Source organism: Polynucleobacter sp., assembly GCF_040400325.1.
Taxonomy (GTDB): Bacteria; Pseudomonadota; Gammaproteobacteria; order Burkholderiales; family Burkholderiaceae; genus Polynucleobacter.
The window spans coordinates 76,235-102,035 of sequence record NZ_JBBAQK010000001.1; the positions used below are offsets into that span (position 1 = coordinate 76,235).

22 protein-coding genes, 1 other RNA gene and 1 pseudogene are annotated in these 25,801 nt (G+C 45.1%); 19 read left to right on the plus strand and 5 right to left on the minus strand.

Annotation, left to right across the window (positions count from 1 at the left end; genetic code table 11):
* Positions 1-10: 10 nt before the first annotated feature.
* From ssrA to ompA, 4 genes are all read right to left on the minus strand, one after another.
* Positions 11-369: a transfer-messenger RNA gene (gene ssrA, locus ABWP14_RS00435) on the minus strand.
* 72 nt (positions 370-441) lie between these two features.
* Positions 442-1,131, minus strand: a complete 690-nt coding sequence (locus tag ABWP14_RS00440) for an HAD family hydrolase (protein ID WP_353201012.1) — start codon at positions 1,129-1,131, stop codon at positions 442-444.
* The gene (gene ubiG / locus ABWP14_RS00445; RefSeq protein ID WP_353201013.1) at positions 1,128-1,817 is read right to left on the minus strand and encodes a bifunctional 2-polyprenyl-6-hydroxyphenol methylase/3-demethylubiquinol 3-O-methyltransferase UbiG; all 690 of its coding nucleotides are present in this window, start codon (positions 1,815-1,817) and stop codon (positions 1,128-1,130) included. The genes ABWP14_RS00440 and ubiG overlap by 4 nt, the downstream gene beginning before the upstream one ends.
* Positions 1,818-1,920: 103 nt before the next feature.
* A complete protein-coding gene (ompA, locus tag ABWP14_RS00450) occupies positions 1,921-2,529 on the minus strand; it encodes an outer membrane protein OmpA (protein WP_353201014.1) in 609 nt (202 codons plus the stop codon).
* Positions 2,530-2,690: 161 nt separating this feature from the next.
* On the opposite strand from ompA, the gene gyrA reads away from it, so the two are divergent.
* The 15 genes and pseudogenes from gyrA to cysM all read left to right on the plus strand — a co-directional run bounded on the left by gyrA (position 2,691) and on the right by cysM (position 20,060).
* Positions 2,691-5,381 (plus strand): DNA gyrase subunit A, encoded by a 2,691-nt coding sequence (gyrA, locus tag ABWP14_RS00455; protein WP_353201015.1) that lies wholly within the window; start codon positions 2,691-2,693, stop codon positions 5,379-5,381.
* A gap of 27 nt (positions 5,382-5,408) precedes the next feature.
* Positions 5,409-6,506 carry a 3-phosphoserine/phosphohydroxythreonine transaminase gene (gene serC / locus ABWP14_RS00460; protein ID WP_353201016.1) on the plus strand — a complete coding sequence of 366 codons (1,098 nt, stop codon included), beginning with the start codon at positions 5,409-5,411 and terminating at the stop codon, positions 6,504-6,506.
* Positions 6,506-7,585, plus strand: coding sequence for a prephenate dehydratase (gene pheA, locus ABWP14_RS00465; RefSeq protein ID WP_353201017.1), 1,080 nt, complete (start codon positions 6,506-6,508; stop codon positions 7,583-7,585). Before serC ends, pheA begins: the two co-directional genes overlap by 1 nt.
* A gap of 39 nt (positions 7,586-7,624) precedes the next feature.
* Complete coding sequence (gene hisC, locus ABWP14_RS00470) at positions 7,625-8,749, plus strand: histidinol-phosphate transaminase (protein WP_353201018.1); 1,125 nt, start codon at positions 7,625-7,627, stop codon at positions 8,747-8,749.
* A gap of 31 nt (positions 8,750-8,780) precedes the next feature.
* Positions 8,781-9,662 carry a prephenate dehydrogenase gene (locus ABWP14_RS00475; RefSeq protein WP_353201019.1) on the plus strand — a complete coding sequence of 294 codons (882 nt, stop codon included), beginning with the start codon at positions 8,781-8,783 and terminating at the stop codon, positions 9,660-9,662.
* 8 nt (positions 9,663-9,670) lie between these two features.
* Positions 9,671-10,990, plus strand: coding sequence for a 3-phosphoshikimate 1-carboxyvinyltransferase (gene aroA / locus ABWP14_RS00480; RefSeq protein ID WP_353201429.1), 1,320 nt, complete (start codon positions 9,671-9,673; stop codon positions 10,988-10,990).
* Between the two features lie 10 nt (positions 10,991-11,000).
* Positions 11,001-11,663 (plus strand): (d)CMP kinase, encoded by a 663-nt coding sequence (cmk, locus tag ABWP14_RS00485; RefSeq protein WP_353201020.1) that lies wholly within the window; start codon positions 11,001-11,003, stop codon positions 11,661-11,663.
* 143 nt (positions 11,664-11,806) lie between these two features.
* Positions 11,807-13,480, plus strand: a complete 1,674-nt coding sequence (gene rpsA / locus ABWP14_RS00490; RefSeq protein WP_353201021.1) for a 30S ribosomal protein S1 — start codon at positions 11,807-11,809, stop codon at positions 13,478-13,480.
* A 52-nt stretch (positions 13,481-13,532) separates the two neighbouring features.
* A pseudogene (locus ABWP14_RS00495) lies at positions 13,533-13,871 on the plus strand (integration host factor subunit beta); the annotation flags it as partial.
* A 69-nt stretch (positions 13,872-13,940) separates the two neighbouring features.
* The gene (gene lapB, locus ABWP14_RS00500) at positions 13,941-15,152 is read left to right on the plus strand and encodes a lipopolysaccharide assembly protein LapB (protein WP_353201022.1); all 1,212 of its coding nucleotides are present in this window, start codon (positions 13,941-13,943) and stop codon (positions 15,150-15,152) included.
* A gap of 36 nt (positions 15,153-15,188) precedes the next feature.
* A complete protein-coding gene (locus ABWP14_RS00505) occupies positions 15,189-16,553 on the plus strand; it encodes a UDP-glucose dehydrogenase family protein (RefSeq protein WP_353201023.1) in 1,365 nt (454 codons plus the stop codon).
* Between the two features lie 40 nt (positions 16,554-16,593).
* Positions 16,594-17,523: a D-glycero-beta-D-manno-heptose-7-phosphate kinase gene (gene rfaE1 / locus ABWP14_RS00510; protein WP_353201024.1), complete on the plus strand. Its 930-nt coding sequence runs from the start codon at positions 16,594-16,596 to the stop codon at positions 17,521-17,523.
* Positions 17,520-18,548, plus strand: a complete 1,029-nt coding sequence (gene rfaD / locus ABWP14_RS00515) for an ADP-glyceromanno-heptose 6-epimerase (protein ID WP_353201025.1) — start codon at positions 17,520-17,522, stop codon at positions 18,546-18,548. Before rfaE1 ends, rfaD begins: the two co-directional genes overlap by 4 nt.
* 130 nt (positions 18,549-18,678) lie before the next feature.
* Complete coding sequence (locus ABWP14_RS00520) at positions 18,679-19,107, plus strand: ComEA family DNA-binding protein (protein ID WP_353201026.1); 429 nt, start codon at positions 18,679-18,681, stop codon at positions 19,105-19,107.
* 41 nt (positions 19,108-19,148) lie between these two features.
* On the plus strand, positions 19,149-20,060 hold the full coding sequence (gene cysM, locus ABWP14_RS00525; RefSeq protein WP_353201027.1) for a cysteine synthase CysM: 912 nt from the start codon (positions 19,149-19,151) through the stop codon (positions 20,058-20,060).
* Here cysM and ABWP14_RS00530 read toward each other — a convergent pair.
* Complete coding sequence (locus ABWP14_RS00530; RefSeq protein WP_353201028.1) at positions 20,057-21,328, minus strand: lytic murein transglycosylase; 1,272 nt, start codon at positions 21,326-21,328, stop codon at positions 20,057-20,059. The two genes, cysM and ABWP14_RS00530, sit on opposite strands and share 4 nt — an antisense overlap.
* Positions 21,329-21,378: 50 nt before the next feature.
* On the opposite strand from ABWP14_RS00530, the gene ABWP14_RS00535 reads away from it, so the two are divergent.
* The 4 genes from ABWP14_RS00535 to ABWP14_RS00550 all read left to right on the plus strand — a co-directional run bounded on the left by ABWP14_RS00535 (position 21,379) and on the right by ABWP14_RS00550 (position 25,792).
* Positions 21,379-22,299 carry a histone deacetylase family protein gene (locus ABWP14_RS00535; RefSeq protein WP_353201029.1) on the plus strand — a complete coding sequence of 307 codons (921 nt, stop codon included), beginning with the start codon at positions 21,379-21,381 and terminating at the stop codon, positions 22,297-22,299.
* Positions 22,300-22,320: 21 nt separating this feature from the next.
* A complete protein-coding gene (locus tag ABWP14_RS00540) occupies positions 22,321-23,973 on the plus strand; it encodes an acyl-CoA synthetase (protein ID WP_353201030.1) in 1,653 nt (550 codons plus the stop codon).
* A 133-nt stretch (positions 23,974-24,106) separates the two neighbouring features.
* Complete coding sequence (locus tag ABWP14_RS00545) at positions 24,107-24,856, plus strand: electron transfer flavoprotein subunit beta/FixA family protein (protein ID WP_353201031.1); 750 nt, start codon at positions 24,107-24,109, stop codon at positions 24,854-24,856.
* On the plus strand, positions 24,857-25,792 hold the full coding sequence (locus ABWP14_RS00550) for an electron transfer flavoprotein subunit alpha/FixB family protein (RefSeq protein ID WP_353201032.1): 936 nt from the start codon (positions 24,857-24,859) through the stop codon (positions 25,790-25,792). It begins immediately after the preceding gene.
* The last annotated feature ends 9 nt before the right edge of the window (positions 25,793-25,801 follow it).

Here is a 25,801-nt window from a genome sequence, read left to right on the forward strand (position 1 = left end):
TTGTCTTTAATGGTGGAGTCGGCGGGAATCGAACCCGCGTCCGCAAATCCTCCACAACAAGTTCTACATACTTAGTCATATCATTTAATTTAATCAGCTAGACACAGATTGACACGTTTCCAACTAACGATTCACTTAGTTTTCGAACCATTCCTCGTGACACGAAATAGTCTTATCTCTTGTATATGACCCTGATGTAGCTTGCGCTACCTGACCCAAGAGAGAATCAGTTCAGGGGCAACCGCAATTAAGCGGCTAGTGCGAAACGTTCGTCGTTAGCAGTTATTACATTCCCATTGATTTACGAGATAACGGGTCCTCGGTATGCCCTTGATGCTTTGTAATCCACGTCGAAACCATGTCGACCCCGATATTGATGCATAGGAGGATCTATTTTAAAGCCGCCAGCTCTAAATTGCCCAATATCTTTTGGAAGTGTTGTTATCCCCTATTGGGGAAGATGATTTTTAATAAATCGAGGGGGTGATGAATCAGGTAATCTGCGCCCCAGAGCTCGGGAGGCTCTTTGCAACCACAGTAGCCATAAGCTGCAGCAACCGTCAACATACCTGCTGCTTTACCTGCAAGCACATCGCGAATGTCATCACCTACATAAATAGATTTTGTAGGATCGATATTAGCGATTCTGGCAGCATGCAAAATGGGTTCAGGGTGTGGTTTTGCATGCGGTGTTGTATCACCGGAAACGGTTGATACAGCTCTTTCACTCAAACCCATCAGTTCTGTGAGTGGATTGGTAAAGCGCTCACTTTTATTAGTAACGATTCCCCAGGGAAGATTCGCTTCTTCCATTATTTTCAGTAGATCATCCATACCATCAAATAATTTACTGTGGACGAGTAAGGCTTTTTCATAGTTTAGAAAAAATTCATCACGCAAGTGAACGAAATCAGGATGTTCTGGAGTGATGCCAAAGGCACCATTTAGAAGGCCACGTGCACCAGCGGATGCATGAGGACGCAATAATTCATAAGGTTTGGGAGCAAGATTACGCGCTACTAGCAACAGATTAGTAGCTGCAACTAAATCCGGTGCCGTATCTGCCAAAGTGCCATCTAGATCAAAGAAAACCCCATGAAAGGGGCTGGCGACACTTTTTGATTCTGTCATTTACGTACTGCAATCATGTAGTTCACATCGACATTATCATTTAAGCTGTAAACCTGAGTAATAGGGTTGTAACCCAAACCCTTTATTCCCAACATTTCTAATCCGGCAGCACGCGTAAGGTGAACTAACTCAGAAGGTTTGATGAACTTAGCAAACTCATGCGTGCCTTTGGGGAGTAATCGAAGGATGTATTCCGCGCCAATGATGGCAAATAAGTAGGATTTAGGATTGCGGTTTAAGGTGCTAAAAAATAGGGTGCCACCAGGCTTGCATAATGTGGCACATGCACGAACCACAGAGGCTGGATCAGGGACATGTTCTAGCATCTCCATGCACGTCACCACATCGTATTGCCCTGCCTGTTCTTTGGCTAAATCTTCTGCAGAAATGGCGCGATAGGTCAGATTTACCCCTACCTCTAGGGCGTGTAACTCTGCAACCTTAAGGGCTTTTTCTGAGAGATCGATACCGGTGGTATCAGCGCCTGATTGGGCAAGGGACTCGGCCAAAATACCGCCTCCACAACCAATATCAACTACTTTCTTACCCTCGAAATTTACAAAAGATTTCATCCAGGAAAGGCGTAGGGGGTTGATAGCATGCAAAGGCTTAAATTCGCTATTGGGGTCCCACCAGCGATGGGCTAGGGCGCTAAATTTAGCGATTTCGGATTGGTCAACGTTCATATCGGATAAAAAGGAGAGTGTGAGTAAGACTAGGGAAGCATTCTATCAATATAACGGAAATTAAAAAGCCCGCGTTAGCGGGCTTTTTTAAAGGTAAAGCGAATTACTTAGCAGCGGTTGTACCAACAACTTCGATGTCAGTACGGCGGTTCTTAGCGCGGCCTTCAGCAGTTGCATTGCTAGCAACTGGATTGCTCTTGCCTTTTGATTCTGTGTAGATACGGCTACCGTCAACACCTTTACTTGTGAGGTAAGCTCTGACAGATTGCGCACGACGCTGACCGAGGGCCATGTTGTATGCATCTGAGCCAACGCTGTCTGTATTACCTACAGCGATGATGACTTCTAACTTGATCTTGCTCAAATCTCTAGCAATCTTGTCCAAAGTAGCTTTGCCTTCTGGCTTCAATGTAGATTTATCGAAGTCATAAAGGGTGTCAGCTTGCAAGGTGATCTTGCTTTGAGTAACGGCAGGAGCAGGTTCAGCAGCAGGTTTAGCAGGAGCAGGAGCAGGTTTAGCTACTAAAGCACCATCGCAACCCTTAGATGCAGTTGCAGGTGTCCAGTTAGCATCACGCCAGCACAATGTGCCGTCGCCGTTTCTCCAGTTGGTACCGGTACTGTTTGTCCAGTTATCAACGTTTTGAGCAGAAGTAGCAGTAGCAGCAACAGAAATTACGCCAGCAAGTACCAGTTTTAGGGTTTTATTCATTTTTAGTCCTCAAAATCTCTTTTTTAAAATTAAAGTCAAACTTAAATGTAATTCGCCCTACTTTGTAGCAAAAGACCGCAAAGCGAAACATCTCAATTTCGTACAAACTCTCGGAATCTTAGCATAGGGGGCCTCTGTCATCAAAATGATATTATTTCAAGATGGAACAAGCCGCTAAAGAAACATTACCAATATCCCTCGAAGACGAAATGCGACGGTCCTATTTGGACTACGCAATGAGCGTCATCGTCGGCAGAGCCCTGCCAGACGTGCGCGATGGCCTCAAACCGGTTCACCGCCGAGTCTTATTCGCTATGTATGAATTAAACAACGATTGGAACCGAGCTTACAAAAAATCTGCCCGTATAGTTGGCGATGTGATCGGTAAATACCATCCGCACGGCGATTCTGCGGTGTATGACACGATCGTCCGTATGGCCCAGGATTTCTCTCTGCGCTATATGCTGATTGACGGACAGGGCAACTTTGGCTCCGTGGATGGCGATAATGCCGCTGCGATGCGCTATACCGAGATCCGTCTGCGTAAGATCGCCCATGAGCTTTTGGCCGATTTGAACAAGGAAACCGTTGATTTTGGGCCAAATTACGATGGTAGCGAGAAAGAACCCCTGATTCTTCCTGCTAAAGTGCCTAATTTACTGATTAATGGCAGCTCTGGCATTGCGGTGGGTATGGCAACCAACATCCCCCCTCACAACATGGATGAGGTCGTTACGGCCTGTTTACATGTCCTGCACAACCCAGAGTGCATGATTGACGAACTCATTGAGATCATTCCTGCTCCAGATTTCCCAACCGCCGGCATCATCTATGGCGTTCAGGGCGTCCGCGAGGGCTACCGCACTGGCCGTGGCCGTGTGGTGATGCGCGCTAAGACTCACTTTGAAGATATTGATAAAGGTGCTCGTCAAGCGATCATCGTGGACGAGTTGCCATATCAAGTAAATAAAAAGAACTTACTCGAGCGTATTGCTGAGTTAGTAAATGAGAAAAAAGTAGAAGGTATTTCTGATTTGCGTGATGAATCAGATAAGTCAGGGATGCGCGTTGTGATTGAGCTTAAACGCGGCGAAGTACCTGAAGTAGTTCTAAATAACTTATATAAGAGCACTCAGCTGCAAGATAACTTCGGCATGAACATGGTGGCCTTGGTGGATAACCAACCACGCTTGTTGAACTTGAAGCAAATGCTAGAGTACTTCTTACAACATCGTCGCGAAGTGGTAACACGTCGTACGATTTTTGAATTACGTAAAGCGCGCGAACGAGGCCATGTCTTAGAAGGTTTAGCAGTTGCCTTAGCGAACATTGATGAGTTCATTGCCATTATTAAAGCTGCCGCAAACCCTGTCGTTGCTAAGCAAGAGTTGATGACTAAAGCTTGGGATTCATCCATGGTGCGTGAGATGTTGGCCCGAGCTGAAACGGATACTCCGGGTGGCCGCAATGCATATCGTCCAGATGGATTGCTGCCGGAGTACGGGATGCAAACTACGGGCTTGTACAGACTTTCTGATAGTCAAGCGCAAGAAATTTTGCAAATGCGTTTACAACGCTTGACTGGTCTTGAGCAAGATAAGATTGTTAATGAGTACAAAGAAGTGATGGCTGAGATTTCTGATTTGTTAGATTTATTGGCTAAGCCAGAGCGCGTTACTTCTGTGATTGAGTCTGAATTGAAAGAGGTTCAAGCAGAATTTGGTATTGCAGGCGGTGATTCAGGGCGCCGTTCATTTATCGAAATGAACGCTACCGAACTCTTCACAGAAGATTTGATCACGCCACAAGATATGGTGGTCACACTTTCACATACTGGTTACATGAAGAGTCAACCGCTCAGTGAATACCGCGCGCAAAAACGTGGTGGTCGTGGCAAACAAGCTGCTGCTACCAAGAATGAGGATTGGATTGATACTTTATTCGTAGCCAATACACATGACGCTATCCTTTGCTTCTCTGATCGTGGCCGCATGTATTGGTTGAAGGTATGGGAAGTGCCGCAAGGTAGTCGCACGTCCCGTGGTAAGCCGATCGTCAATATGTTCCCGTTGATCGAGGGTGAAAAGATCACTGTGATTCTTCCAATTAAGGGTTATCAGGATGATCAGTATGTCTTCATGGCAACCAGTCTAGGTACCGTGAAGAAGACTCGTTTGTCTGACTTCTCTAATCCACGCAAGGCCGGAATTATTGCAGTTGACTTGAATGAAGGAGACTTCTTAGTCGGCGCAGCAATTACCGATGGCCAACACGATGTGATGCTGTTCTCCGACGCAGGTAAGGCCGTGCGTTTTGATGAGAATGATGTGCGTCCAATGGGCCGTACAGCGCGTGGTGTACGCGGTATGAATTTAGGTGAAGGTCACCAAGTGATTGCGATGCTAGTTGCTCCAGCTGAAGCTGCTGAGGGCGCACAAGCAGCCGTTGCTGCTGCCAATGACCTAGCGATTCCAAATAGCGTGTTGACGGCTACTGAGAATGGTTACGGCAAGCGTACTCCAATCGCTGAATACACTCGTCATGGCCGTGGTACGAAAGGCATGATTGCGATTCAGACTTCTGAGCGCAATGGCAAAGTGGTTGCCGCAGCCCTAGTGTCGCCTGAGGATCAAATTATGTTGATCACTACTGGTGGTGTCTTAGTGCGTACCCGTGTTTCAGAAATTCGTGAGATGGGTCGTGCCACTCAGGGTGTTACTTTGATCAATGTCGATGAAGGTACTCGTCTGTCTGGTTTACAGAGAATTGCTGAAAGCGATTCCGATGACGAGGGTAATGTTGATGAAGCGGAAGATGGTGATATCTCCCCTGATGCGGCAGGCGATGCTTAAGTCATCACCAAAAGACTAGAAAACATTATGACTTTTGACCGCCGCATTTTCAATTTCGCTGCGGGGCCTGCTACCTTGCCGGAAGCGGTATTGAAGCAGGCTGCTGATGAGATGCTCAATTGGCGGGGACTCGGTACTAGCGTGATGGAAATTAGTCACCGTAGTAAAGAGTTTATGTCCGTGTATGAAGAGACCATACAAGACCTGCGCAGTCTGATGAATATTCCTAACAACTATGAAATTTTATTGTTGCAAGGTGGTGGTCTTGGTCAAAATGCTGCAATTCCAATGAACTTAATGTCTTTGGCAAAGGGCGGACCCAAAGCAGATTATATCGTGACTGGTATTTGGTCAGAAAAATCATATAAGGAAGCGCAGAAATATGGGATCGCGAATCTAGCAGCCTCATCTGCTGCAGAAAAATTTAATACCATTCCCCCGAGATCAAGTTGGCAGCTTTCAAGTGATGCTGCGTACGTTCTCTACTGCGCGAATGAAACGATTGGTGGAGTTGAGTTTCCTGATATCCCCAACGTGGGAATTGTTCCGCTGGTCGCAGATATTGCCAGCAATATTCTCTCTAAAGAGATGGACATCACGAAGTGCGCCGTTTGGTTTGCTGGGGCGCAGAAAAATATTGGGCCATCAGGGGTGACGATTGTGATTGTCCGTAAGGATTTAATCGGCCACAGCATGGGCATTACCCCAACGATTTGGGATTGGTCTATACAGGCTGGTACGCAATCTATGATTAACACGCCTCCAACCTTTGCTATTTACATGGCTGGTCTAGGATTTAAGTGGCTACTGAGGCAGGGTGGTGTTAAGGTTATAGAAAAGCGAAATCAAGAAAAAGCAGATTTGCTTTATAACTTTTTAGATCAAAGTAGCTTGTATGAGAATCGCGTTACGAAAGAATATCGCTCTCGAATGAATGTTACTTTCTTCTTAAAAGATGAGTCCTTGAATGTAAGGTTCTTAGAAGAATCGAGTGCTTTAGGTTTGGTTGCCTTACGTGGCCATAAAGCTGTTGGTGGTATGCGTGCCAGCATCTACAACGCAATGCCCTTAGAAGGCGTTAAAGCCTTGATTGAATTTATGCGCGATTTTGAAAGGCGGGCTTAATGAGTACTGAAGAACAGCGCTTGACTCCCTTGCGTGAAAAAATCGACTCCTTGGATGCGCAGATTTTAGATTTACTTACTCAGCGCGCTCAAGCAGCTCAAGAGGTTGGTCATATTAAAGGTGGATTTTCTTCCCCAGTATTTCGTCCTGAGCGCGAGCGACAGGTAGTTACAAAACTTCAGGAGATTAATCAAGGTCCTTTATTGCCTGATGGTATTGCGTCAATCTGGCGAGAAGTGATGTCAGCTTGTCGTGCCTTAGAGGCTCGCCAAACCATTGCTTACCTTGGGCCAGTAGGTACTTTTTCTGAGCAAGCCGCCCAAAACTATTTCGGTCACTCAATTACAGGTTTACCTTGCAATAGCCTGGATGAAGTATTTAATGCTGTGGAAAAGGGCTCCGCCCAATTTGGTATCGTGCCGGTAGAAAATTCCAGCGAGGGTGCCATCTCACGTACTTTAGATTTATTACTTGATTCGCCGATGCAGATTAGCGGCGAAGTAGTATTACCTATTCGGCATCATCTTTTATCTAAGAATGGCCATTTGAATGGAGTCACTACTGTTTGCGCACATGCCCAAGCACTGGCGCAATGCCAACAATGGTTAAGTCAGAATGTACCCCAATTAAAACGGCAAGCAGTCAGTAGCAATGCTGAAGCTGCGCGCTTGGCTGCGAATGACCCAACTTTAGCTGCAATCGCAGGTGATCCAGCCCAATTGGCTTACGGTTTGCAAGTAGTCACTGCTCAGGTTCAAGATGATGCTCATAATCGCACACGCTTTGTGGTGATTGGCTCTTATGAATGCCAGCCTACAGGGCATGATCAAACTTCATTAGTGCTATCTGTAGATAATCAACCTGGCGCAGTCTATCGCTTACTTGCACCTTTAGCTAAATATGGTGTGTCGATGAATCGCTTCGAATCACGCCCTGCTCGCAAAGGTACATGGGAATATCTTTTTTACATTGATATTGCTGGCCACGCTACTGAAGCAAAGGTGATTAAAGCTTTGGAAGAGTTAAAAGATATTGCTGCATTTTATAAAAACCTTGGCTCCTATCCACACTCAGCTTAAGGCTGCAGAAGATAAGCCTATAAATTAAACGCTGCCAGAATGACTTCAAAAATTGGTTTAAAACACATTCATGCGATTGCACCTTATGTCGGTGGTCGTCCTATTAGCGAAGTTGCGCGCGACTATGGTTTAGATGAAAGTAAGATTGTCAAATTAGCATCTAATGAAAATCCATTAGGAATGCCTCAGTCAGCACAAGATGCAATGCTGAAAGCTGCATCAGATTTAGGCCGCTATCCAGATTCAAATGGATTTGAGTTAAAGAAAGTATTGTCGGAGCGTTTAGGTGTTCCAACAGACTGGATTACCTTAGGCAATGGTAGTAACGATATCTTGGAATTAGCCGCGCGGGCAGTTGCTCAAGCAGGTGATGAGGTTATTTTCTCTCGACACGCTTTTGCTGTTTATCCCTTAGCTACACAAGCAGTGGGTGCTAAATCCATTGAGGTTGCGCCTACCTATAGTTATGGACATGACTTGCCCTCCATGTTAGCTGCCATTAACGCTTCTGGTCCTAAGGCCAAACTAGTCTTTGTTGCCAATCCCAATAATCCAACCGGGAGCTATTTACCGGCTAAAGAGATTGAAGGGTTCTTGATCGCAGTACCCAGTAGTGTGGTGGTCGTTTTGGATGAGGCATATAACGAATACCTAGCGCCTGAACAGCGCTACGATGCAATTGCTTGGGTAAAGCGTTTCCCAAATATGATTTTGTCACGGAGTTTCTCGAAGGCTTATGGCCTAGCTGGTTTACGGATTGGTTATGGGGTGGCTCAACCACATTTGACCGATTTACTGAATCGCATTCGCCAACCCTTTAATGTGAATAGTCTTGCACAAGCTGCAGCGATTGCCGCCTTTCAAGATACCGCTTTCTTACAAAAAGGCTTTGAGCTCAATCGTGCTGGATATGCTCAGCTGACCAATGCCTTTGATCAGTTTGGACTTACTTATTTACCATCTGCCGGTAATTTTGTTTTGGTTAAAGTGGGTGATGATGATGAGTCAGGCAGCCGTATCAACTTAGCCTTGCTCAAGCGCGGCATTATTGTTAGGCCAGTTGGAAATTATGGATTGCCACAATGGCTTCGTATCTCAATTGGTTTGCCCGAAGAAAATGCCGCCTTTCTAGATGCCTTAAAAGATATCTTGGCGCAACAGTAATTCATTCAGATTACAAAAGATCAATACGCCCATGACCATTACTCATTCTGCAGACAATTATGGAACTGTCACTATTGTCGGTGTTGGTCTGATTGGAGCATCCCTTGGATTGGCTCTGAAGCAAGCAGGTGTAGTGAAAACAGTTTTAGGCGTAGGTCGGAGTAAAGAAAATGTAGATCAAGCCCTCAAGATGGGTGCGATTGATGCTGTAGTGGATTTAGGTGAAGCTGCAAAAAAATCCGATGTGATTGTTTTGTGTGTGCCTGTTGCACAAATGCGAGGTGCGTTTGAGCTGATTGAACCGCATCTTGAATCTAAAACCATGATTACTGATGCTGGAAGCACTAAAGGCGATGTGATTGTGGCTGCCAAAGAAGTCTTAGGTAAAAAGGTATGTCAATTTGTACCGGCCCATCCAATTGCGGGCGGTGCTCAACATGGTGCTAGTGCTGCTAAAGCGGATTTATTTAAAGGTAGGCAAACGATTATTTGTCCTATGCAAGACAATTCTCCAGAAGATATCGCTCTGATCGAGGGCTTTTGGGAATCGGTTGGCTCCGAAGTGAAAAAGATTAGTAGCGTGCAACACGATGCAATTTATGCAGCCGTCTCTCATTTGCCGCATATTTTGTCTTATGCCTTGATGGCGAGCGTTGTCAATTCAGAGGATGCAGAGCAAAAGCTAGGTCATGTGGGCGCCGGCTTCAAGGACTTTACCCGCATCGCTGCATCCAGCCCAGAGATGTGGCGCGATATCTGCTTAGGTAATCGCACAGCAATCTTGAAAGAGCTTGATCAGTATTTATTGATCGTCAATCACATGCATCAATTAATTACTGAAAATGATGGCCCTGGTTTAGAAAAGCTTTTTAATAAAGCGAGCAAAGCGCGAAAAAACTTGGATGTAGTCTGATGGGTGGTTTGCCCAATATTGAGATTGGACCATTTAAACGAGCTCAAGGCTCGATTATTTTGCCGGGCTCTAAGAGTATTTCCAATCGCGCATTACTGCTGGCAGCACTTTCTTCTGGTACCACAACTCTCAAGAACTTATTAGATGCTGACGATACACAAGTGATGCGTAATGCGCTCCGCCAGTTGGGTCTTTCAGTCATCGATCAACCCAATCATGTTTGTGTAGTAGAGGGCTGTAATGGCAAATTTCCAGTACGTGATGCTGATCTCTTTATGGGCAATGCAGGGACTGCAATTCGTCCTTTGACTGCAGCGCTAGCGATGCAAGGTGCTAACTATCGTTTATCAGGCGTAGCTCGAATGCATGAGCGACCAATTCGTGATCTTGTTGATGGATTGCGCCAAGTGGGCGCCAAGATCGAATATGAATTACAAGATGGCTATCCACCGATTCAGATTTCTGCAGCAGATATTCAGATTAAAGATGTTGTTAAAGTGCGCGGCGATGTGTCGAGTCAATTCTTGACAGCTTTGCTGATGGCTTTGCCTTTAGTTGCCTATGAGCCTGTGCGCATTGAAGTGGTCGGCGAACTCATTTCACGTCCTTATATCGATATCACCCTCAAATTAATGGCCAGATTTGGTGTCAAGGTCTCATGCCCTGATTCACAATCATTTGCCATTCCTGCCAAAACTTCGCATATTGTTTTTCAAAGTCCAGGAGAGCTCTTGGTTGAAGGTGATGCCTCCTCAGCCTCTTATTTCTTAGCCCTGGGTGCTATCGGCAATGGCCCTGTGCGCGTTCTTGGAGTCGGCAAAGATAGTATTCAAGGTGATGTTGCATTTGCAGATGCGCTTGCCCTCATGGGCGCCAACATCACGGCAGGTGAAGATTGGATTGAAGTTGCTGGCGTCAAGAATGCCAATCGAAAACTCAATGGCATCACTATAGATTGTACTGAAATACCAGATGCTGCCATGACACTCGCAGTTACCGCATTGTTTGCAGAAGGCCCAACACGCTTAAATGGTATCGCTAGTTGGCGCGTGAAAGAAACTGATCGTATTGCTGCTATGGCAACAGAATTAAAGAAAGTTGGGGCAATCGTTGAAGAGGGCTCTGATTACATCGTGATTCAGGCGCCAGCATCTCAAGATCATTGGAAATCGCCAAGCGATGGTATTGATACATATGATGACCATCGAATGGCAATGTGTTTTTCACTTGCGGCATTTGGACCCCACACACTCAAAATCAATGATCCAAATTGTGTTGCTAAAACATTCCCAACTTACTTCGCAGAGTTTGCGCAGGTAGTGAGTTAAATACTGCCAAATGAGCTCTTTTCCAGTCATTGCCATTGATGGACCTACTGCTTCTGGCAAAGGGACGGTTGCATCTTTAGTGGCAGATAAGCTGGGTTTCCATTATTTGGATAGTGGTGCCTTATATCGCTTAGTTGCACTAGCAAGTGAAATCCAAGGAATTGATGTCAAAAATGGCCCAGAATTAGGTCTTTTAGTTCCTAAGTTATTGATTTTATTTAAAAATAATCAAATTATCCTTAATGGCGAGGATGTCACGGAAGCGATTCGCACTGAAAGTATTGGACTTAGAGCCTCAGCTTTGGCAGTACATCCCGCAGTAAGGGCGGCTTTAGTAGGTCTACAGCGCAGTTTTCTGCAATCTCCAGGCTTAGTAGCTGATGGCAGGGATATGGCGAGTGTGATATTCCCAGATGCCGTTTTGAAGGTTTTCTTGACTGCAACGGCTCCTGCTAGAGCAGAGCGTCGTTATAAGCAATTGATAGCTAAGGGAATTTCTGCTAAAATTTCCAACTTACTGCAGGATTTGCAGGAGCGTGATGCCAGAGACAGTAGTCGAGGCGCTGCCCCCTTAGTGATTGCAGATGGTGCAAAAGTGCTTGAAACATCAGATTTGTCGATAGATCAAGCAGTTAAGGCAGTTTTGGATTGGTATCGATCTATAGATGCTTAGTTTTGCAGGTAGTAGATGTTAGCTGTAATGAGTAGTTTTGGCGTCTTAAGAAACTCTACAACGCGATCATTTCATTAGCGTGTTTCTTTGAGACTTTTTTAACCTAACCCGTCGGGCCCTCTGGCGGCACAAAGTGAATACACATGTCTGAATCATTTGCAGAATTATTTGAAGAATCATTAACCCGATCGAATATGAAGACCGGCCAAGTTATTTCGGCTGAGGTCCTTCGCATCGACCATAACTTCGTCGTTGTTAACGCTGGCTTAAAGTCTGAAGCGTTTATTCCTGTTGAAGAATTCCATAACGACGCTGGCGAGATTGAAGTTGCTCCTGGCGATTTCGTTTCTGTTGCCATCGATGCCTTGGAAAATGGCTATGGTGACACCATCCTCTCTCGTGATAAAGCGAAGCGCTTAGCATCATGGATGAATTTGGAAAAAGCGCTCGAGCAAGCTGAAATCGTTACTGGTACTGTTACCGGTAAGGTTAAAGGTGGCTTGACTGTGATGGTGAACGGTATCCGCGCATTCTTGCCCGGATCACTCGTTGACACACGTCCAATTAAAGACACTAGCCCTTACGAGGGCAAGACCATGGATTTCAAGGTTATTAAGCTTGACCGTAAACGTAACAACGTAGTGTTGTCACGTCGTGCAGTGGTTGAAGCTAGCCAAGGTGAAGAGCGTGCTAAGTTGATGTCTAACCTTAAAGAAGGTGCAGTTGTCACTGGCCTCGTTAAGAACATCACTGATTACGGCGCATTCGTTGACCTCGGCGGTATCGATGGCCTCTTGCACATTACCGACTTGGCATGGCGTCGCGTGCGTCACCCAAGCGAGATGTTGACTGTTGGTCAAGAAGTAACAGCTAAGATTTTGAAGTTTGATCAAGAAAAGAACCGTGTTTCACTTGGTGTGAAGCAGCTTGATGATGATCCATGGGTAGGTATCGCACGTCGTTACCCACCTAATACCCGTCTATTCGGCAAAGTAACTAACTTGACTGATTACGGCGCGTTCGTTGAAATCGAATCTGGTATCGAAGGTTTGGTACACGTTTCTGAAATGGACTGGACCAACAAGAACGTTGCTCCAAGTAAAGCTACCGCATTAGGAACCGAAGTTGAAGTGATGGTTCTGGATATTGATGAAGACAAGCGTCGTATTAGCTTGGGTATCAAGCAGTGCAAAGCAAATCCATGGGAAGAGTTCTCACGTGCTCAGCAAAAAGGCGACAAATTGACTGGTGCAATCAAGTCTATTACTGACTTTGGTGTGTTCATTGGTTTGCCTGGCGGCATCGACGGCTTAGTTCATCTTTCTGATATCTCTTGGAATGAACCAGGCGAAGAAGCTGTTAAGAAATACAAAAAAGGTGATGAAGTTGAAGCCACTGTATTGGCAATTGATGTTGAGAAAGAGCGTATATCTCTCGGTATCAAGCAATTGTCTGGGGACCCATTCAATAACTACACATCAGTTAGTGACAAGGGTAGCCTCGTGACTGGTACTGTGAAAGCGGTTGATGCTAAGGGTGCAACGATTCACTTGGCGGATGAAGTAGAGGCTTATTTGCGTGCTTCTGAGATCTCAACTGATCGTGTTGAAGATGCTCGCAATGTATTGAAAGAGGGCGATAGCGTTACTGCAATGATCATCAATATTGATCGTAAGTCACGCGTGATTAATCTTTCAATCAAGGCAAAAGACAGTTCTGATCAACAAGATGCAATGAGTAAGCTCCAAGGTGATGCGCAGTCTGGCACAACCAATCTAGGTGCTTTGTTAAAAGCAAAAATGGATAATCAGGGCTAATTCAATATCGCTACTTTCCGTAAGGAAGGTGGCGATTTTTTATTGATAGATCATGACAGATCAAGAGCAACTAGCTATTACTCGCTCCGAACTCGTGGAGAGCCTTGCGGAGCAATTTCCGCAGCTTCTGCCTCGGGATGTGGAGTTGGCGGTAAAAACCTTGCTCGACACAATGACTCAAGCTTTGGCTGAAGGCAAGCGTATCGAGTTACGTGGCGTTGGAAGTTTTGTGCTTCATCATCGTCCTGCGCGAACTGGCCGTAATCCAAAATCAGGTGAGAAGGTATTGATTCCAGAAAAACGTGTTCCGCACTTTAAGCCTGGAAAAGAATTACGTGAACGTGTAGATTACAAGCCTTTAAAGCAGGCGGGCCCTAAAGAGGGTTCTGGTGCCTAGTATTCAGGCTCAGCCTCAGTGGCCCTTCAGGACGACCATTTTTTTATTTGAAGTCTGTTCAGCATGATTCAGATTGAGACAGCTTGGCTATTACTTTTACCAATCATGTTTGGTATTGGCTGGTTAGCATCCCGTTGGGATTTGCGTCTTGAAAACCGAATGGATGAGCGTGAGCGTATGCGTCAGCAACGTTCTACCTTTAAGGGATTAAGTCTTCTCCTTAATGAGCAGCCTGATCAAGCGATTGAGACTCTAGTCAAGATTGCGCAGCTTGATCCTGAAACGATTGAGTTACATTTTTCCTTGGGTAACTTATTTCGACGTCGCGGCGAAACTGAGCGTGCTATTCGAGTACATCAACATTTGGTAAACCGAGATGATTTAAAGCCCCGTGACCGTGATCATGCTGCATATGAATTAGGGCGTGACTTCTTGCGGGCGGGTTTGCTAGATCGTGCTGAAGCATCTCTCAATCGCGTAGGGTCTGGAAAATTTGCAGCACCTGCAAAAGAGAGTCTATTAGAGATGTATCAGATAGAGCGTGATTGGAAAAAAGCCATCACTGCAGCTAGTCAGCTTGAAAAGCTTCAAGGTAAATCGCACCAAACTGAAATCGCACAGTTTCATTGTGAGCTCGGACAAGAAGCGCTGCAGGCAAATGATTTATCTGGCGCTGAGAAATCGATTCAAGAAGCGTTGGGAGTAGTGGCAAATCATACTCGGGCCCTGATTTTGCAGGGTGACTACTTGATGGCATTAGGTCAGCCTACACAAGCAATTGAAGCATGGAGTATTGTTGCCAGCTCTCATCCAGCCTATATGCATTTAATAGCTGATAGGTGGATGAAGGCACATACCGACTTAGATCAAAGCGCAGCAGGATTAGAGCGTTTATGTGAATTATTGAATACACAAGCATCTGGAGAGCTTCTAGATGTTGTGCATAAGCAAGTAATGAATATTCGCGGTCTTCAGGCTGCAAATACAATTATCTCTGAAGTGATGCAGCACTCACCTAGCTTAAGCGCACTCTCAAAATTGGCTGAAACCAGATTAGCTTTAGAGGAGGGTAACGCCAATTCAGAAAGGCTAATGGAGTTGAAATCTATCTTGCATTTACTGCGCCAGCGCACTACCAGCTTGGCACGCTATACCTGCGGCAATTGCGGCTTTCGTGCAAGACGTTTTTATTGGCAATGTCCTGGATGTAATAGTTGGGAGGCATACTCCCCACGACGTAGTGAGGGTGTTGCGCCTAGCGGCCCATCCATGTAATACCATGAACTGATTATATTTTTATAGGAATTAATTTTGAAAGTCACCATTATCGGAAGTGGTTATGTAGGTTTAGTTACTGGCGCCTGTCTGGCCGAGCAGGGTAACAACGTCTTCTGTCTTGATCTTGATCCCAAGAAAATTGAGATTCTTAATTCTGGTGGCGTTCCTATATATGAACCAGGTTTGAACGAAATGATTGAGCGTAATTGCGCAGCTGGTCGTTTGCAGTTTTCAACCGATATTGCTGCCTCTGTAGCGCATGGTGATATTCAATTTATTGCCGTAGGTACTCCACCTGATGAAGATGGATCAGCTGACTTGCAGTATGTAGTTGCAGCTGCTCGCAACATCGGCCGTCATGCTTCGACCCCCAAAGTGATCGTCGATAAGTCTACCGTTCCCGTAGGGACTGCTGACAAAGTCACAGCAGCGATTGCTGATGAATTAAAGAAGAGGGGATTATCTGCGGATTTATGTTCAGTCGTTTCTAATCCAGAATTCTTAAAAGAGGGTGCTGCAGTCGAGGACTTTATGCGCCCAGATCGTATTGTGATTGGCACTGAAAATAGCCCAGCTGGAATGCGTGCTAAAGAGCAAATGCGTAAGCTATATGCGCCTTTTAATCGTCACCATGAGCGTACCTATTACATGGATGTCAAAAGTGCCGAGCTCACAAAGTACGCTGCTAATGCGATGTTGGCGACCCGCATCTCTTTTATGAATGAATTGGCTAATTTGGCAGATTTAGTGGGGGCTGACATTGAGGCAGTGCGCCAAGGCATTGGGTCAGACTCTCGAATTGGTTTTGGTTTTCTATATCCGGGCACTGGTTACGGTGGCTCTTGCTTTCCTAAAGATGTTTCAGCGCTCTCTAAGACTGCGAATGAGCATGGTAGAGATCTCAAGATCTTACAGGCTGTAGAAGCTGTTAATGAGGCGCAAAAATATACTCTCGTCGAAAAGATTGATAAGCGTTTTGGCAAAGATTTGAAGGGTATGAAATTTGCCTTGTGGGGTTTGGCATTTAAGCCAAATACTGACGATATGCGTGAGGCTCCTAGTCGTATCATTATTAGCGAATTAGTCAAGCGTGGCGCACAAGTCCTTGCATTTGATCCGGTTGCCATGAAAGAGGCGCAACACTGTCTTGATTTGGACTTCAAGGGCAATTCAGAAGGTTTAAAAAAGGTCTCCATGGTGGGCGATCCTATGGCCGCCTTAGATGGTTGTGATGCTTTGGTCATCGTGACAGAGTGGAAAGCTTTCCGTAGCCCTGATTTTGATTTAGTAAAACAAAAGTTGAAGAACCCAATCATCTTTGATGGTCGAAATCTGTATGAGCCTGCCGCTATGCAAGAGTTAGGTATTGAGTATCTAGGCATTGGACGACATAATTAAAGCTGCAAAATATCAATAGAAAATATTAGAAAAGTCTGAAGTGGAAAAAGCTAATCGAGAACAGTTCTCTAAAACACGTTTACTAGTGGTAGGCGATGTCATGTTAGATCGCTATTGGTTTGGTGATACCAAGCGGATTTCGCCAGAGGCGCCTGTTCCTATCGTGCAGGTTGGAAAAATCGATGAACGTTTAGGCGGCGCAGCTAATGTGGCGCGCAACGTTGCAGCACTAGGTGCACAGACGACTATTTTAGGAATTGCAGGTAATGATGAGCCTGGCAAGCGGGTTATTGAGCTTTTAAAGGCTAGCGGTGTCGATAGTCAGTTAGAAATTGATGCCAAAGTTCCCACCATTGTGAAACTGCGTGTGATTGCACGTCAGCAGCAATTGATTCGTTTGGACTTTGAAGAAACTCCTAGTGAACAAGCTTTAGCACATAAATTGGAGCGCTTTGAGAAGTTGGTTGGCAGTGCCGATGTTGTCATTTTGTCTGACTACGGAAAAGGTGCCTTAGGTCAAGTGGCCCATATGATTGAACAGGCGCGTGCACAGAAAAAGGTCATATTAGTTGATCCTAAAGGTGAAGACTATGAAAAATATCGAGGAGCAACGGTCTTAACACCCAATCGCAGCGAGTTACGCCAAGTAGTTGGTCAATGGACCAGTGAAGACGATCTGATTCGTAGAGCGCAGGATTTACGTCGCTCATTAAATCTTCAGGCTTTACTCTTAACTCGCTCCGAAGAGGGGATGAGTCTGTTCACTGAGCAGGGCGTTAGCCATGTTAAAGCTCAAGCTAGAGAGGTATTTGACGTCTCTGGTGCAGGCGATACAGTGATAGCTACTCTTGCAGTGGCCCTAGCAGCAGGGTGGCCTCTCGAAAAAGCGATGGCATTAGCCAATCGCGCTGGTGGTATTGTGGTTGGTAAGTTGGGAACTGCTACCGTGACTTCAGAGGAATTACAGTGACTATTATCGTAACTGGAGCGGCAGGATTTATTGGGGCTAATATTGTTCAGGCGCTGAATGCCCGCGGTGAAAAAAATATCATTGCGGTTGACGATTTACGTCCTGCAGATAAATACCGCAATCTGGCTGATTTGGACATCATTGATTACCTCAATAGAGAAGAATTTTTAGAAGCTTTCAAAGGCGGTCGCTTTGGTAAGGTGAAAGCAGTCTTTCATGAAGGCGCCTGTTCCGACACCATGGAAACAGATGGTATTTTTATGATGGCCAATAACTATCGCTACACCATGGACTTGCTAGATATCTGTACCGAACAAAAAGTACAACTCTTATATGCATCCTCTGCAGCTACTTATGGCGGTTCAGATGTATTTGTAGAAAGTCGTGAGCATGAGAAGCCGCTGAATATTTATGGCTACTCAAAGTTTTTATTTGATCAAGTCATGCGCAAGCGTTTTGCTGAAAAATCGAATAATGCACAAGTTATCGGTTTTAGGTATTTCAATGTTTATGGTCCACGTGAATCACATAAAGGACGTATGGCTTCTGTGGCTTTTCATCAGTATCACCAGTACAAAGCAAATGGCCATGTGAAATTATTCGGTGAGTATGGTGGCTATGGCCCTGGCGAACAAAGTCGTGACTTTGTTTCAGTTGAAGATGTCGTCAAAGTAAATCTCTATTTCTTAGATCACCCTGAAATCAGTGGGATCTTTAATTTAGGTACTGGTCGTGCGCAACCGTTTAATGACGTGGCATTTGCTGTGGCTAATGCAATGCGTAAATTAGATAAGGCACAGCCAGCAAGCCTCGCCGAATTGGTGAAAGAAAAAGCAATTGAATATATTCCTTTTCCAGACGCACTTAAAGGGAAGTACCAATGCTTTACTCAAGCTGATTTGACGAAGTTGCGTGCAGCAGGATATACAGAGCCCTTCTTGACTGTAGAGCAAGGTGTGGGCCATTATATTGAATGGCTTGAAGCTAATGCTGGATTCTTGGCCAGCCCTTTAGATACAAAATAAACTGCAGGCCTACTGATTTACTGATTCTTTTGTAGTCAATATAAAGCAGTCAACATTTATTTTTTCTGTCCGTTGTAAGTAGTCCACGCATCTAAGCTGCGTGGATTTTTTATTTACTTTAGGAGAAAAAATGACTCAATATATTACGTATAAGGCGGGACAAGGTTTTGTTAAGGCCCTCATATTTTCGACAGCAATTCTTCTAGGCGGCTTGAGTATTGCAGCTGCTGAGCCTGTCAACGTTAATACGGCTACTCAATCAGAATTAGAAAGTATTAAAGGTATTGGCCCTGCAAAGGCAAAAACGATTATTGCCGAACGCTTAGATGGGGGTCATTTTCAAGATGCCAATGATTTGCAAAAGCGTGTCCGTGGTATTGGTATGAGATCTGTCGAAAAAATGGTGGATAACGGCTTAACAATAGAGTCACCGAGCTCCTTTCGGGAGCCCAATGGTAGGACTCAGAAAGAGGGCGGGGCCTCTGGCAGACGTAATTCTCGTACTCAAACTGGTAATCGCAATCAGCCGGAGCGTGTGGGACCTAGCCGCAGAAATTAAGCCCTTTAGAGTTTAGGTCTGCTTATGGCTAAAATGAGCTTATGAGCAAACCAACATATTTAACAATTTCACAAACTGTGGGTAATACGCCTCTGGTGCGTTTACAGCGTATTTCTGGCCAAGAGAATGAAGCTCGCAATAATGTGATCTTGGGTAAATTAGAAGGTAATAACCCAGCCGGGTCGGTCAAAGATCGACCTGCGCTGTCGATGATCATGCGCGCCCAAGAGCGTGGCGAAATTAAACCTGGCGATACCCTAATTGAAGCCACCAGTGGAAACACTGGCATTGCTTTAGCTATGACAGCTGCGATGTTGGGCTACAAGATGATTTTGGTAATGCCGGAAAATCAAAGTATTGAGCGTCGACAAAGTATGGCAGCGTATGGTGCGGAACTGATGTTGACTGCTGCTTCTGGCGGCATGGAATTTGCTAGAGACTATGCTTTGCAATTACAACGAGAAGGGCGCGGCAGATTGCTAGATCAATTTGCTAATCCTGATAATCCTCGTGCCCATATTGAAACAACTGGCCCTGAAATTTGGCGAGATACGGATGGTCAGGTTACCCATTTTGTTTCGGCAATGGGTACTACGGGAACGATTACTGGCGTATCTACTTATCTCAAATCCATGAATCCCAATATTCAGATTATTGGTGCGCAGCCTGAGGAGGGCTCACAGATTCCGGGTATTCGTAAATGGGCGCCCGAATATTTGCCTAAAATTTATGAAAGTGACAAAGTCGATCGCATTGAATATGTTACTCAGGCTGATGCTGAGGAGATGGCACGGCGTTTAGCCGCTCAAGAGGGTATCTTCTGCGGGATCTCAGCTGGCGGCGGTTTAGTGGTCGCCCTGCGTATTGCACGACAAGTAGAAAACGCGACTATCGTGTTTATCGTTTGCGATCGTGGAGACCGCTACTTATCTACAGGAGTGTTTCCAGCTTAATTCTGTTTAGTCTTTTTCACGACCTTGGTTTTCTTAGGCTTTGATTTGGCACTACTAGGTTCGGAAGTTTTTGCTGGATTAGTGATAGAAACAGCGCTTTGGTTTTTATAGCCCAGCTCTTGCGCAAACTCAGCTACGCTTTGAGCGTAAAAGTAACTGCGGTTGTATTGAACAATCGTCAGAAAATTATTTAAACCTACAACGTAATAAACTTGGTCAGAGCCATCCTTATCAGGATATGGTAAGTCGACAATCAATGCCCTGCTTTGGGGTGCGACACCACCAGTTTGTAGATCTCCTTGCCGAGGCGTCAGAATTCCTTTTTCAATGAGTTCTTGAATAGAGTATTTCAGTTGGGGCTCACCATCAGCTAATGCTCGTGCTGCTGTGATAGCTTGGTCTTGTATCGGAAAGTAAATCGGCATACCTGTTTGCCAGCCATGCATCTTCATAAAATTAGCAACACTTGCAATAGCATCTTTTGAACTTTGTCTAAGATCTATACGGCCATCACCATCTCCGTCCACTGCAAAGTTACGAATACTGCCGGGCATAAATTGGGGTAAGCCAATCGCACCAGCATATGAGCTATTTTGATTAAGGCAGGCATTAAAGCGAGCTTGATTTACACCTGGTGAGCTGTTATTGGATGGCAACTTTCCACCAGCTTCGTTCCAGCACATCAACATCAGCTCTTTGAGTTGGTCTTTAAAAAGCTGTTCTCGAGTAGGTTTATTAGGGGTATCTGGATAACTGAATGCAAGAGTTAAAAGAACATCTTTGACTCTAAATGTGCCAGTTTGGCGTCCATAGATGGTTTCGATACCAATAATGGCAACGATCAGTTCAGCTGGTACTCCTGTCAACTGTTCTGTTTGACTCAAAAAAGCCTGATTTTGCTCCCAAAAGGCTCGACCAGCCTTAAGGCGGACTGGTTCAATAAAGCGCTGGCGGTATACCAGCCAATTCTTTTTAAACGTGGCCGATGGGGGTAACACTAATTTGCGGATTGATGAAATCGTTTTAGCATCCAAGAAGCCTGCTTCTATGCTCGAAAGTGGGATTTGGTGAGTCTGAGACACCTGAGCCATGAGCTCATTGAGATTTTGGCTAAAACGGGCTTCAGGGACCGCTTCGTCAGCTTGGTTTACGATGGGCTGTTGAACCTGAATGGATTGATTATTTACTTGATTGTTGGGTTGTACGGGGGCGTTTGAGCATGCTCCTAATAGTAGGGCCAAAAGTAGGTAGGAAATGCACAATTTCATGTCGAGATTAGATTATAAAATTACAGTTTTGCTATTAAGGAATTTGAGTAATGACAACAGGATACATAACTCATCCAGACTTTCTGAAACATGAGATGGGAAGCCATCATCCGGAGTGTCCCGAGAGAATTCAGGCAATTAATGATCATCTGATTCGTAGCGGTATTGATCGCTTTTTACACCATTTAGATGCTCCCTTGGCAACCGAAGACCAGCTTGAGTTGGTTCATAGCCCAGATCACGTCAGTTTTGTTAGAGATAGCGCCCCTGAGAGTGGCTATTTCATGTTAGATGGCGATACGATTATGAATCCTCACACCTATAGAGCTTCATTACGTGCTGCTGGAGCAGCTATTGCAGGCGTGGATGCGGTGATGAAGGGTGAAGTAGAAAATGTGTTTTGTGCAGTAAGACCACCGGGTCATCATGCCGAGCCTACACGTTCAATGGGATTTTGCCTGTTTGATAACGTTGCTATTGCTGCACGTTACGCCATGGCAACTTATGGGATCGAACGCGTCGCTATCATTGACTTTGATGTTCACCATGGTAATGGCACAGAGGCTGCATTTTTGAATGAACCCAATGTGTTGATGTGTAGTTTTTATCAACACCCTTTTTATCCTTATAGCGGCTTAGATAATGGGGATAATATGGTGAATATTCCTTTACCAGCATCTACTCGTGGCGATATAGTGCGCTCTATTGTAGAGGAACGCTGGCTTCCAGCATTACGTAATTTCGAGCCACAACTCATTATTATTTCTGCTGGTTTTGATGCTCACCGTGAAGATGATTTGGGGCAAATGGGTTTAGTTGAGGATGATTATGTATGGATTACTCAGCGGCTAAAAGAGATTGCTAAGGAATATGCACAAGGGCGCATTGTAAGTTGCCTAGAGGGCGGCTATAACCTATCCGCCTTAAGTCGCAGCGTAGTCGCACATGTTAAAGCGCTCGCAGATATTTAATTTAGATACTGAAGGTAAATGATGGCTAATATTTATGAACAAGGATTGGATCGTAATTCAGCGAATTACACACCCATTACGCCTCTCTTGTTTTTAGAGAGATCAGCAGAAGTTTATTCAAATCGTATTGCAGTTATTCATGGAAAATTTCGTCAAACTTGGATGCAAACTTATGAGCGTTGCCGCCGTCTTGCAAGTGCTTTACAAAAGCATGGCATCGGTTTGGGTGATACCGTCGCAGTAATGTTGCCTAACACTCCGCCAATGGTAGAAGCTCACTTCGGTATTCCCATGGCTGGTGCAGTGCTCAATGCTTTAAACACCCGCTTAGATCCAGAATCAATTGCTTTTATGCTCAATCACGGTGAAGCTAAAGTGGTCATCGTGGATCCTGAGTTTTCTGGTGTGATGAAAAAAGCATTAGAGCTTGTTAGGAAAGAAAGTCAGCGCGACATTTTACTCATTGATGTTGAGGAAAAAGAGTTTGTTGTACCAGGTGAAAAGTTAGGCCAACTCACCTATGAGAATTTTCTTGCAGAAGGAGACCCAAACTTTGCTTGGCAGGTGCCAGCAGATGAGTGGCAAGCAATATGTCTTAATTACACTTCAGGTACTACTGGAAATCCCAAAGGGGTGGTTTACCATCATCGCGGGGCAGCTATCAATGCCGTATCGAATATTTTGGACTGGGATGTTAACAAGCACCCAATTTATTTGTGGACTCTGCCAATGTTCCATTGTAATGGATGGTGCTTTCCATGGACGATTGCCGCGCGAGCTGGCGTTAATGTGTGTTTGCGTCGAGTAGATGCAGAGCACATTTTTGCAGCAATCAAAGAGCATGGTGTTACACACTATTGTGCCGCTCCAATTGTGCATAACTTATTAGTGAATGCTCCAGATGAAATGAAGGTGGACCTACCTAAAGGCGTTAAGGGCTTAATTGCTGGCGCAGCACCTCCCGCCTCGATCATTGAAGGGATGGAAAAGTTAGGCTTTGATTTAACCCATGTGTATGGTTTGACAGAGGTGTATGGTCCTGCAGCTGTATGTGTTAAGCAAGACGAATGGAATAACCTAGATATTGGCGAGCGTGCCCGCTTAAACGCAAGACAAGGTGTGCGCTATCACATGCAGCAAGCTATTACGGTTTTAAATACAGAAACCATGGAACCCGTGCCTGCTGATGGAGAAACCATGGGTGAGATTATGTTTAAGGGCAACATTGCAATGAAGGGTTATCTCAAGAATCAGAAGGCTACTAAAGAGGCCTTTGAGGGTGGCTGGTTCCATTCAGGCGACTTAGCTGTTATGAATCCTGACGGATATATCAAGATTAAAGATCGCAGTAAGGACATTATTATTTCTGGTGGCGAAAATATTTCCTCAATTGAGGTTGAGGATGTGCTGTACCGTCACCCAGCAGTGATGGCTGCAGCAGTAGTGGCAAAGCCAGACCCTAAATGGGGTGAAACCCCCTGTGCCTTTTTAGAAATTAAGCCTGGGTTTGAGGTCACCCCCGCCGATATCATCACCCATTGTAAGCAGTATTTAGCCGGATTTAAGGTTCCTAAAGCGATTGTATTCGGCGAGCTACCAAAGACATCTACTGGAAAAATCCAGAAATTTGAGCTTCGTAAGCAGGCTGGCTCAGCCGCAGCTATTGATGTTTAATTCCATCAAATGGAATGAGTCATGCCTAAGTCTTCAGAGACGGATAAAATAGCGATTGATCCGTGTGTTTATCAGTAAGCAGATAAATCAATATTACTTTTTGTAAACATTTTGCCAACATTGAGAATTCCAGATGAAAATCTTAGTAGCTGTTAAACGCGTTGTTGATTACAACGTGAAAGTGCGCGTCAAGTCTGACAACTCTGGCGTAGATATTGCTAACGTCAAGATGAGCATGAACCCTTTTGATGAAATTGCTGTTGAAGAAGCAGTTCGTCTTAAAGAGGCTGGCATTGCGACTGAAGTAGTAGTTGTGAGCGCTGGCGTAAGCCAGTGTCAGGAAACCTTGCGTACGGCTTTAGCAATTGGTGCCGATCGCGGCATTTTGGTCGAAACTGATGCCGAGTTACAGCCTCTGGCGGTAGCAAAAATTCTGAAGGCTTTAGTAGAAAAAGAAGCTGCTCAAATCATCATTCTCGGCAAGCAAGCAATTGACGATGACAGCAATCAAACTGGCCAGATGTTGGCAAGCTTACTCGATATTCCGCAGGCTACTTTCGCATCCAAATTAGTGATAGCAGATGGTAAGGCAACTGTCACACGTGAAGTCGATGGTGGTTTGGAGACTATTGCGCTCACTTTACCCGCAGTCATCACAACGGATTTGCGTTTAAATGAGCCGCGTTATGTAACTCTACCGAACATCATGAAGGCTAAGAAAAAGACTTTAGATATTGTGAAGCCTGAAGATCTTGGTGTGGATATTGTTCCTCGCCTCAAGACAATTAAAGTGGAAGAGCCGCCTAAGCGCTCAGCTGGCGTGATGGTAGCTGATGTTGCGGCTTTGGTAGAAAAACTCAAAAATGAAGCGAAGGTGATTTAAATGGCTGCTCTTGTAATTGCTGAACACGACAATCTTTCTTTAAAGCCGGCAACCTTAAATACTGTAGCGGCTGCTTTGCAATGCTCCCCGGAAGTCGACATTCTGGTCGCTGGAAGCGGTGTAGATGCTGTCGCAGCAGCAGCAGCACAAATAGCTGGTGTACGTAAGGTGATCCAAATAGATGCTGCTACATTGGCTGACCAGTTAGCTGAACCTTTGGCTGCGCAGATTCTGAATCTGGCTGGTGCTTATAGCCATATTTTAGCGCCCGCTACCGCTAACGGCAAGAATGTGATGCCCCGTGTCGCTGCTAAATTAGATGTGGCGCAGTTATCGGATATTACTAAGGTAGTCAGTGTAGATACATTTGAGCGTCCAATTTATGCAGGCAATGCGATCGCTACCGTGCAATCAGCTGATGCAGTGAAGGTTATTACTGTGCGCACCACTGGTTTTGATCCAGCGCCAGCAACAGGTGGTTCGGCTGCTATAGATAAACAAGCTGCTACTGATAGTGCCGGCAATTCCTCTTTTGTTGGGCGTGAACTGACCAAATCTGATCGTCCAGAATTAACTGCTGCAAAAATTATTGTTTCTGGTGGTCGCGGCCTTGGATCTGGAGAAAAGTACCAAGAGATCATTGCCCCGCTAGCTGATCAGTTGGGCGCTGCTTTAGGAGCATCACGTGCTGCAGTCGATGCTGGCTACGTACCAAATGATTACCAGGTCGGTCAAACTGGAAAGATTGTTGCTCCACAACTCTACATTGCAGTCGGCATTTCTGGCGCTATTCAGCATTTAGCTGGAATGAAAGATTCTAAAGTGATCGTTGCGATCAACAAAGATCCAGAAGCGCCGATTTTTGCTGTGGCTGATTATGGTTTGGTTGCTGATTTAAACACTGCTGTACCAGAGCTGACAAAAGCGCTTAGTTAGGCTCAATCT

What these genes read in the sequence shown, in the direction of transcription:
- ABWP14_RS00440 (WP_353201012.1), bottom strand. Translation starts at nt 1,131, where the DNA reads ATGACAGAATCAAAAAGTGTCGCCAGCCCCTTTCATGGGGTTTTCTTT.
- ubiG (WP_353201013.1), bottom strand. Translation starts at nt 1,817, where the DNA reads ATGAACGTTGACCAATCCGAAATCGCTAAATTTAGCGCCCTAGCCCAT.
- ompA (WP_353201014.1), bottom strand. Translation starts at nt 2,529, where the DNA reads ATGAATAAAACCCTAAAACTGGTACTTGCTGGCGTAATTTCTGTTGCT.
- gyrA (WP_353201015.1), top strand. Translation starts at nt 2,691, where the DNA reads ATGGAACAAGCCGCTAAAGAAACATTACCAATATCCCTCGAAGACGAA.
- serC (WP_353201016.1), top strand. Translation starts at nt 5,409, where the DNA reads ATGACTTTTGACCGCCGCATTTTCAATTTCGCTGCGGGGCCTGCTACC.
- pheA (WP_353201017.1), top strand. Translation starts at nt 6,506, where the DNA reads ATGAGTACTGAAGAACAGCGCTTGACTCCCTTGCGTGAAAAAATCGAC.
- hisC (WP_353201018.1), top strand. Translation starts at nt 7,625, where the DNA reads ATGACTTCAAAAATTGGTTTAAAACACATTCATGCGATTGCACCTTAT.
- ABWP14_RS00475 (WP_353201019.1), top strand. Translation starts at nt 8,781, where the DNA reads ATGACCATTACTCATTCTGCAGACAATTATGGAACTGTCACTATTGTC.
- cmk (WP_353201020.1), top strand. Translation starts at nt 11,001, where the DNA reads ATGAGCTCTTTTCCAGTCATTGCCATTGATGGACCTACTGCTTCTGGC.
- rpsA (WP_353201021.1), top strand. Translation starts at nt 11,807, where the DNA reads ATGTCTGAATCATTTGCAGAATTATTTGAAGAATCATTAACCCGATCG.
- lapB (WP_353201022.1), top strand. Translation starts at nt 13,941, where the DNA reads ATGATTCAGATTGAGACAGCTTGGCTATTACTTTTACCAATCATGTTT.
- ABWP14_RS00520 (WP_353201026.1), top strand. Translation starts at nt 18,679, where the DNA reads ATGACTCAATATATTACGTATAAGGCGGGACAAGGTTTTGTTAAGGCC.
- cysM (WP_353201027.1), top strand. Translation starts at nt 19,149, where the DNA reads ATGAGCAAACCAACATATTTAACAATTTCACAAACTGTGGGTAATACG.
- ABWP14_RS00530 (WP_353201028.1), bottom strand. Translation starts at nt 21,328, where the DNA reads ATGAAATTGTGCATTTCCTACCTACTTTTGGCCCTACTATTAGGAGCA.
- ABWP14_RS00535 (WP_353201029.1), top strand. Translation starts at nt 21,379, where the DNA reads ATGACAACAGGATACATAACTCATCCAGACTTTCTGAAACATGAGATG.
- ABWP14_RS00540 (WP_353201030.1), top strand. Translation starts at nt 22,321, where the DNA reads ATGGCTAATATTTATGAACAAGGATTGGATCGTAATTCAGCGAATTAC.
- ABWP14_RS00545 (WP_353201031.1), top strand. Translation starts at nt 24,107, where the DNA reads ATGAAAATCTTAGTAGCTGTTAAACGCGTTGTTGATTACAACGTGAAA.
- ABWP14_RS00550 (WP_353201032.1), top strand. Translation starts at nt 24,857, where the DNA reads ATGGCTGCTCTTGTAATTGCTGAACACGACAATCTTTCTTTAAAGCCG.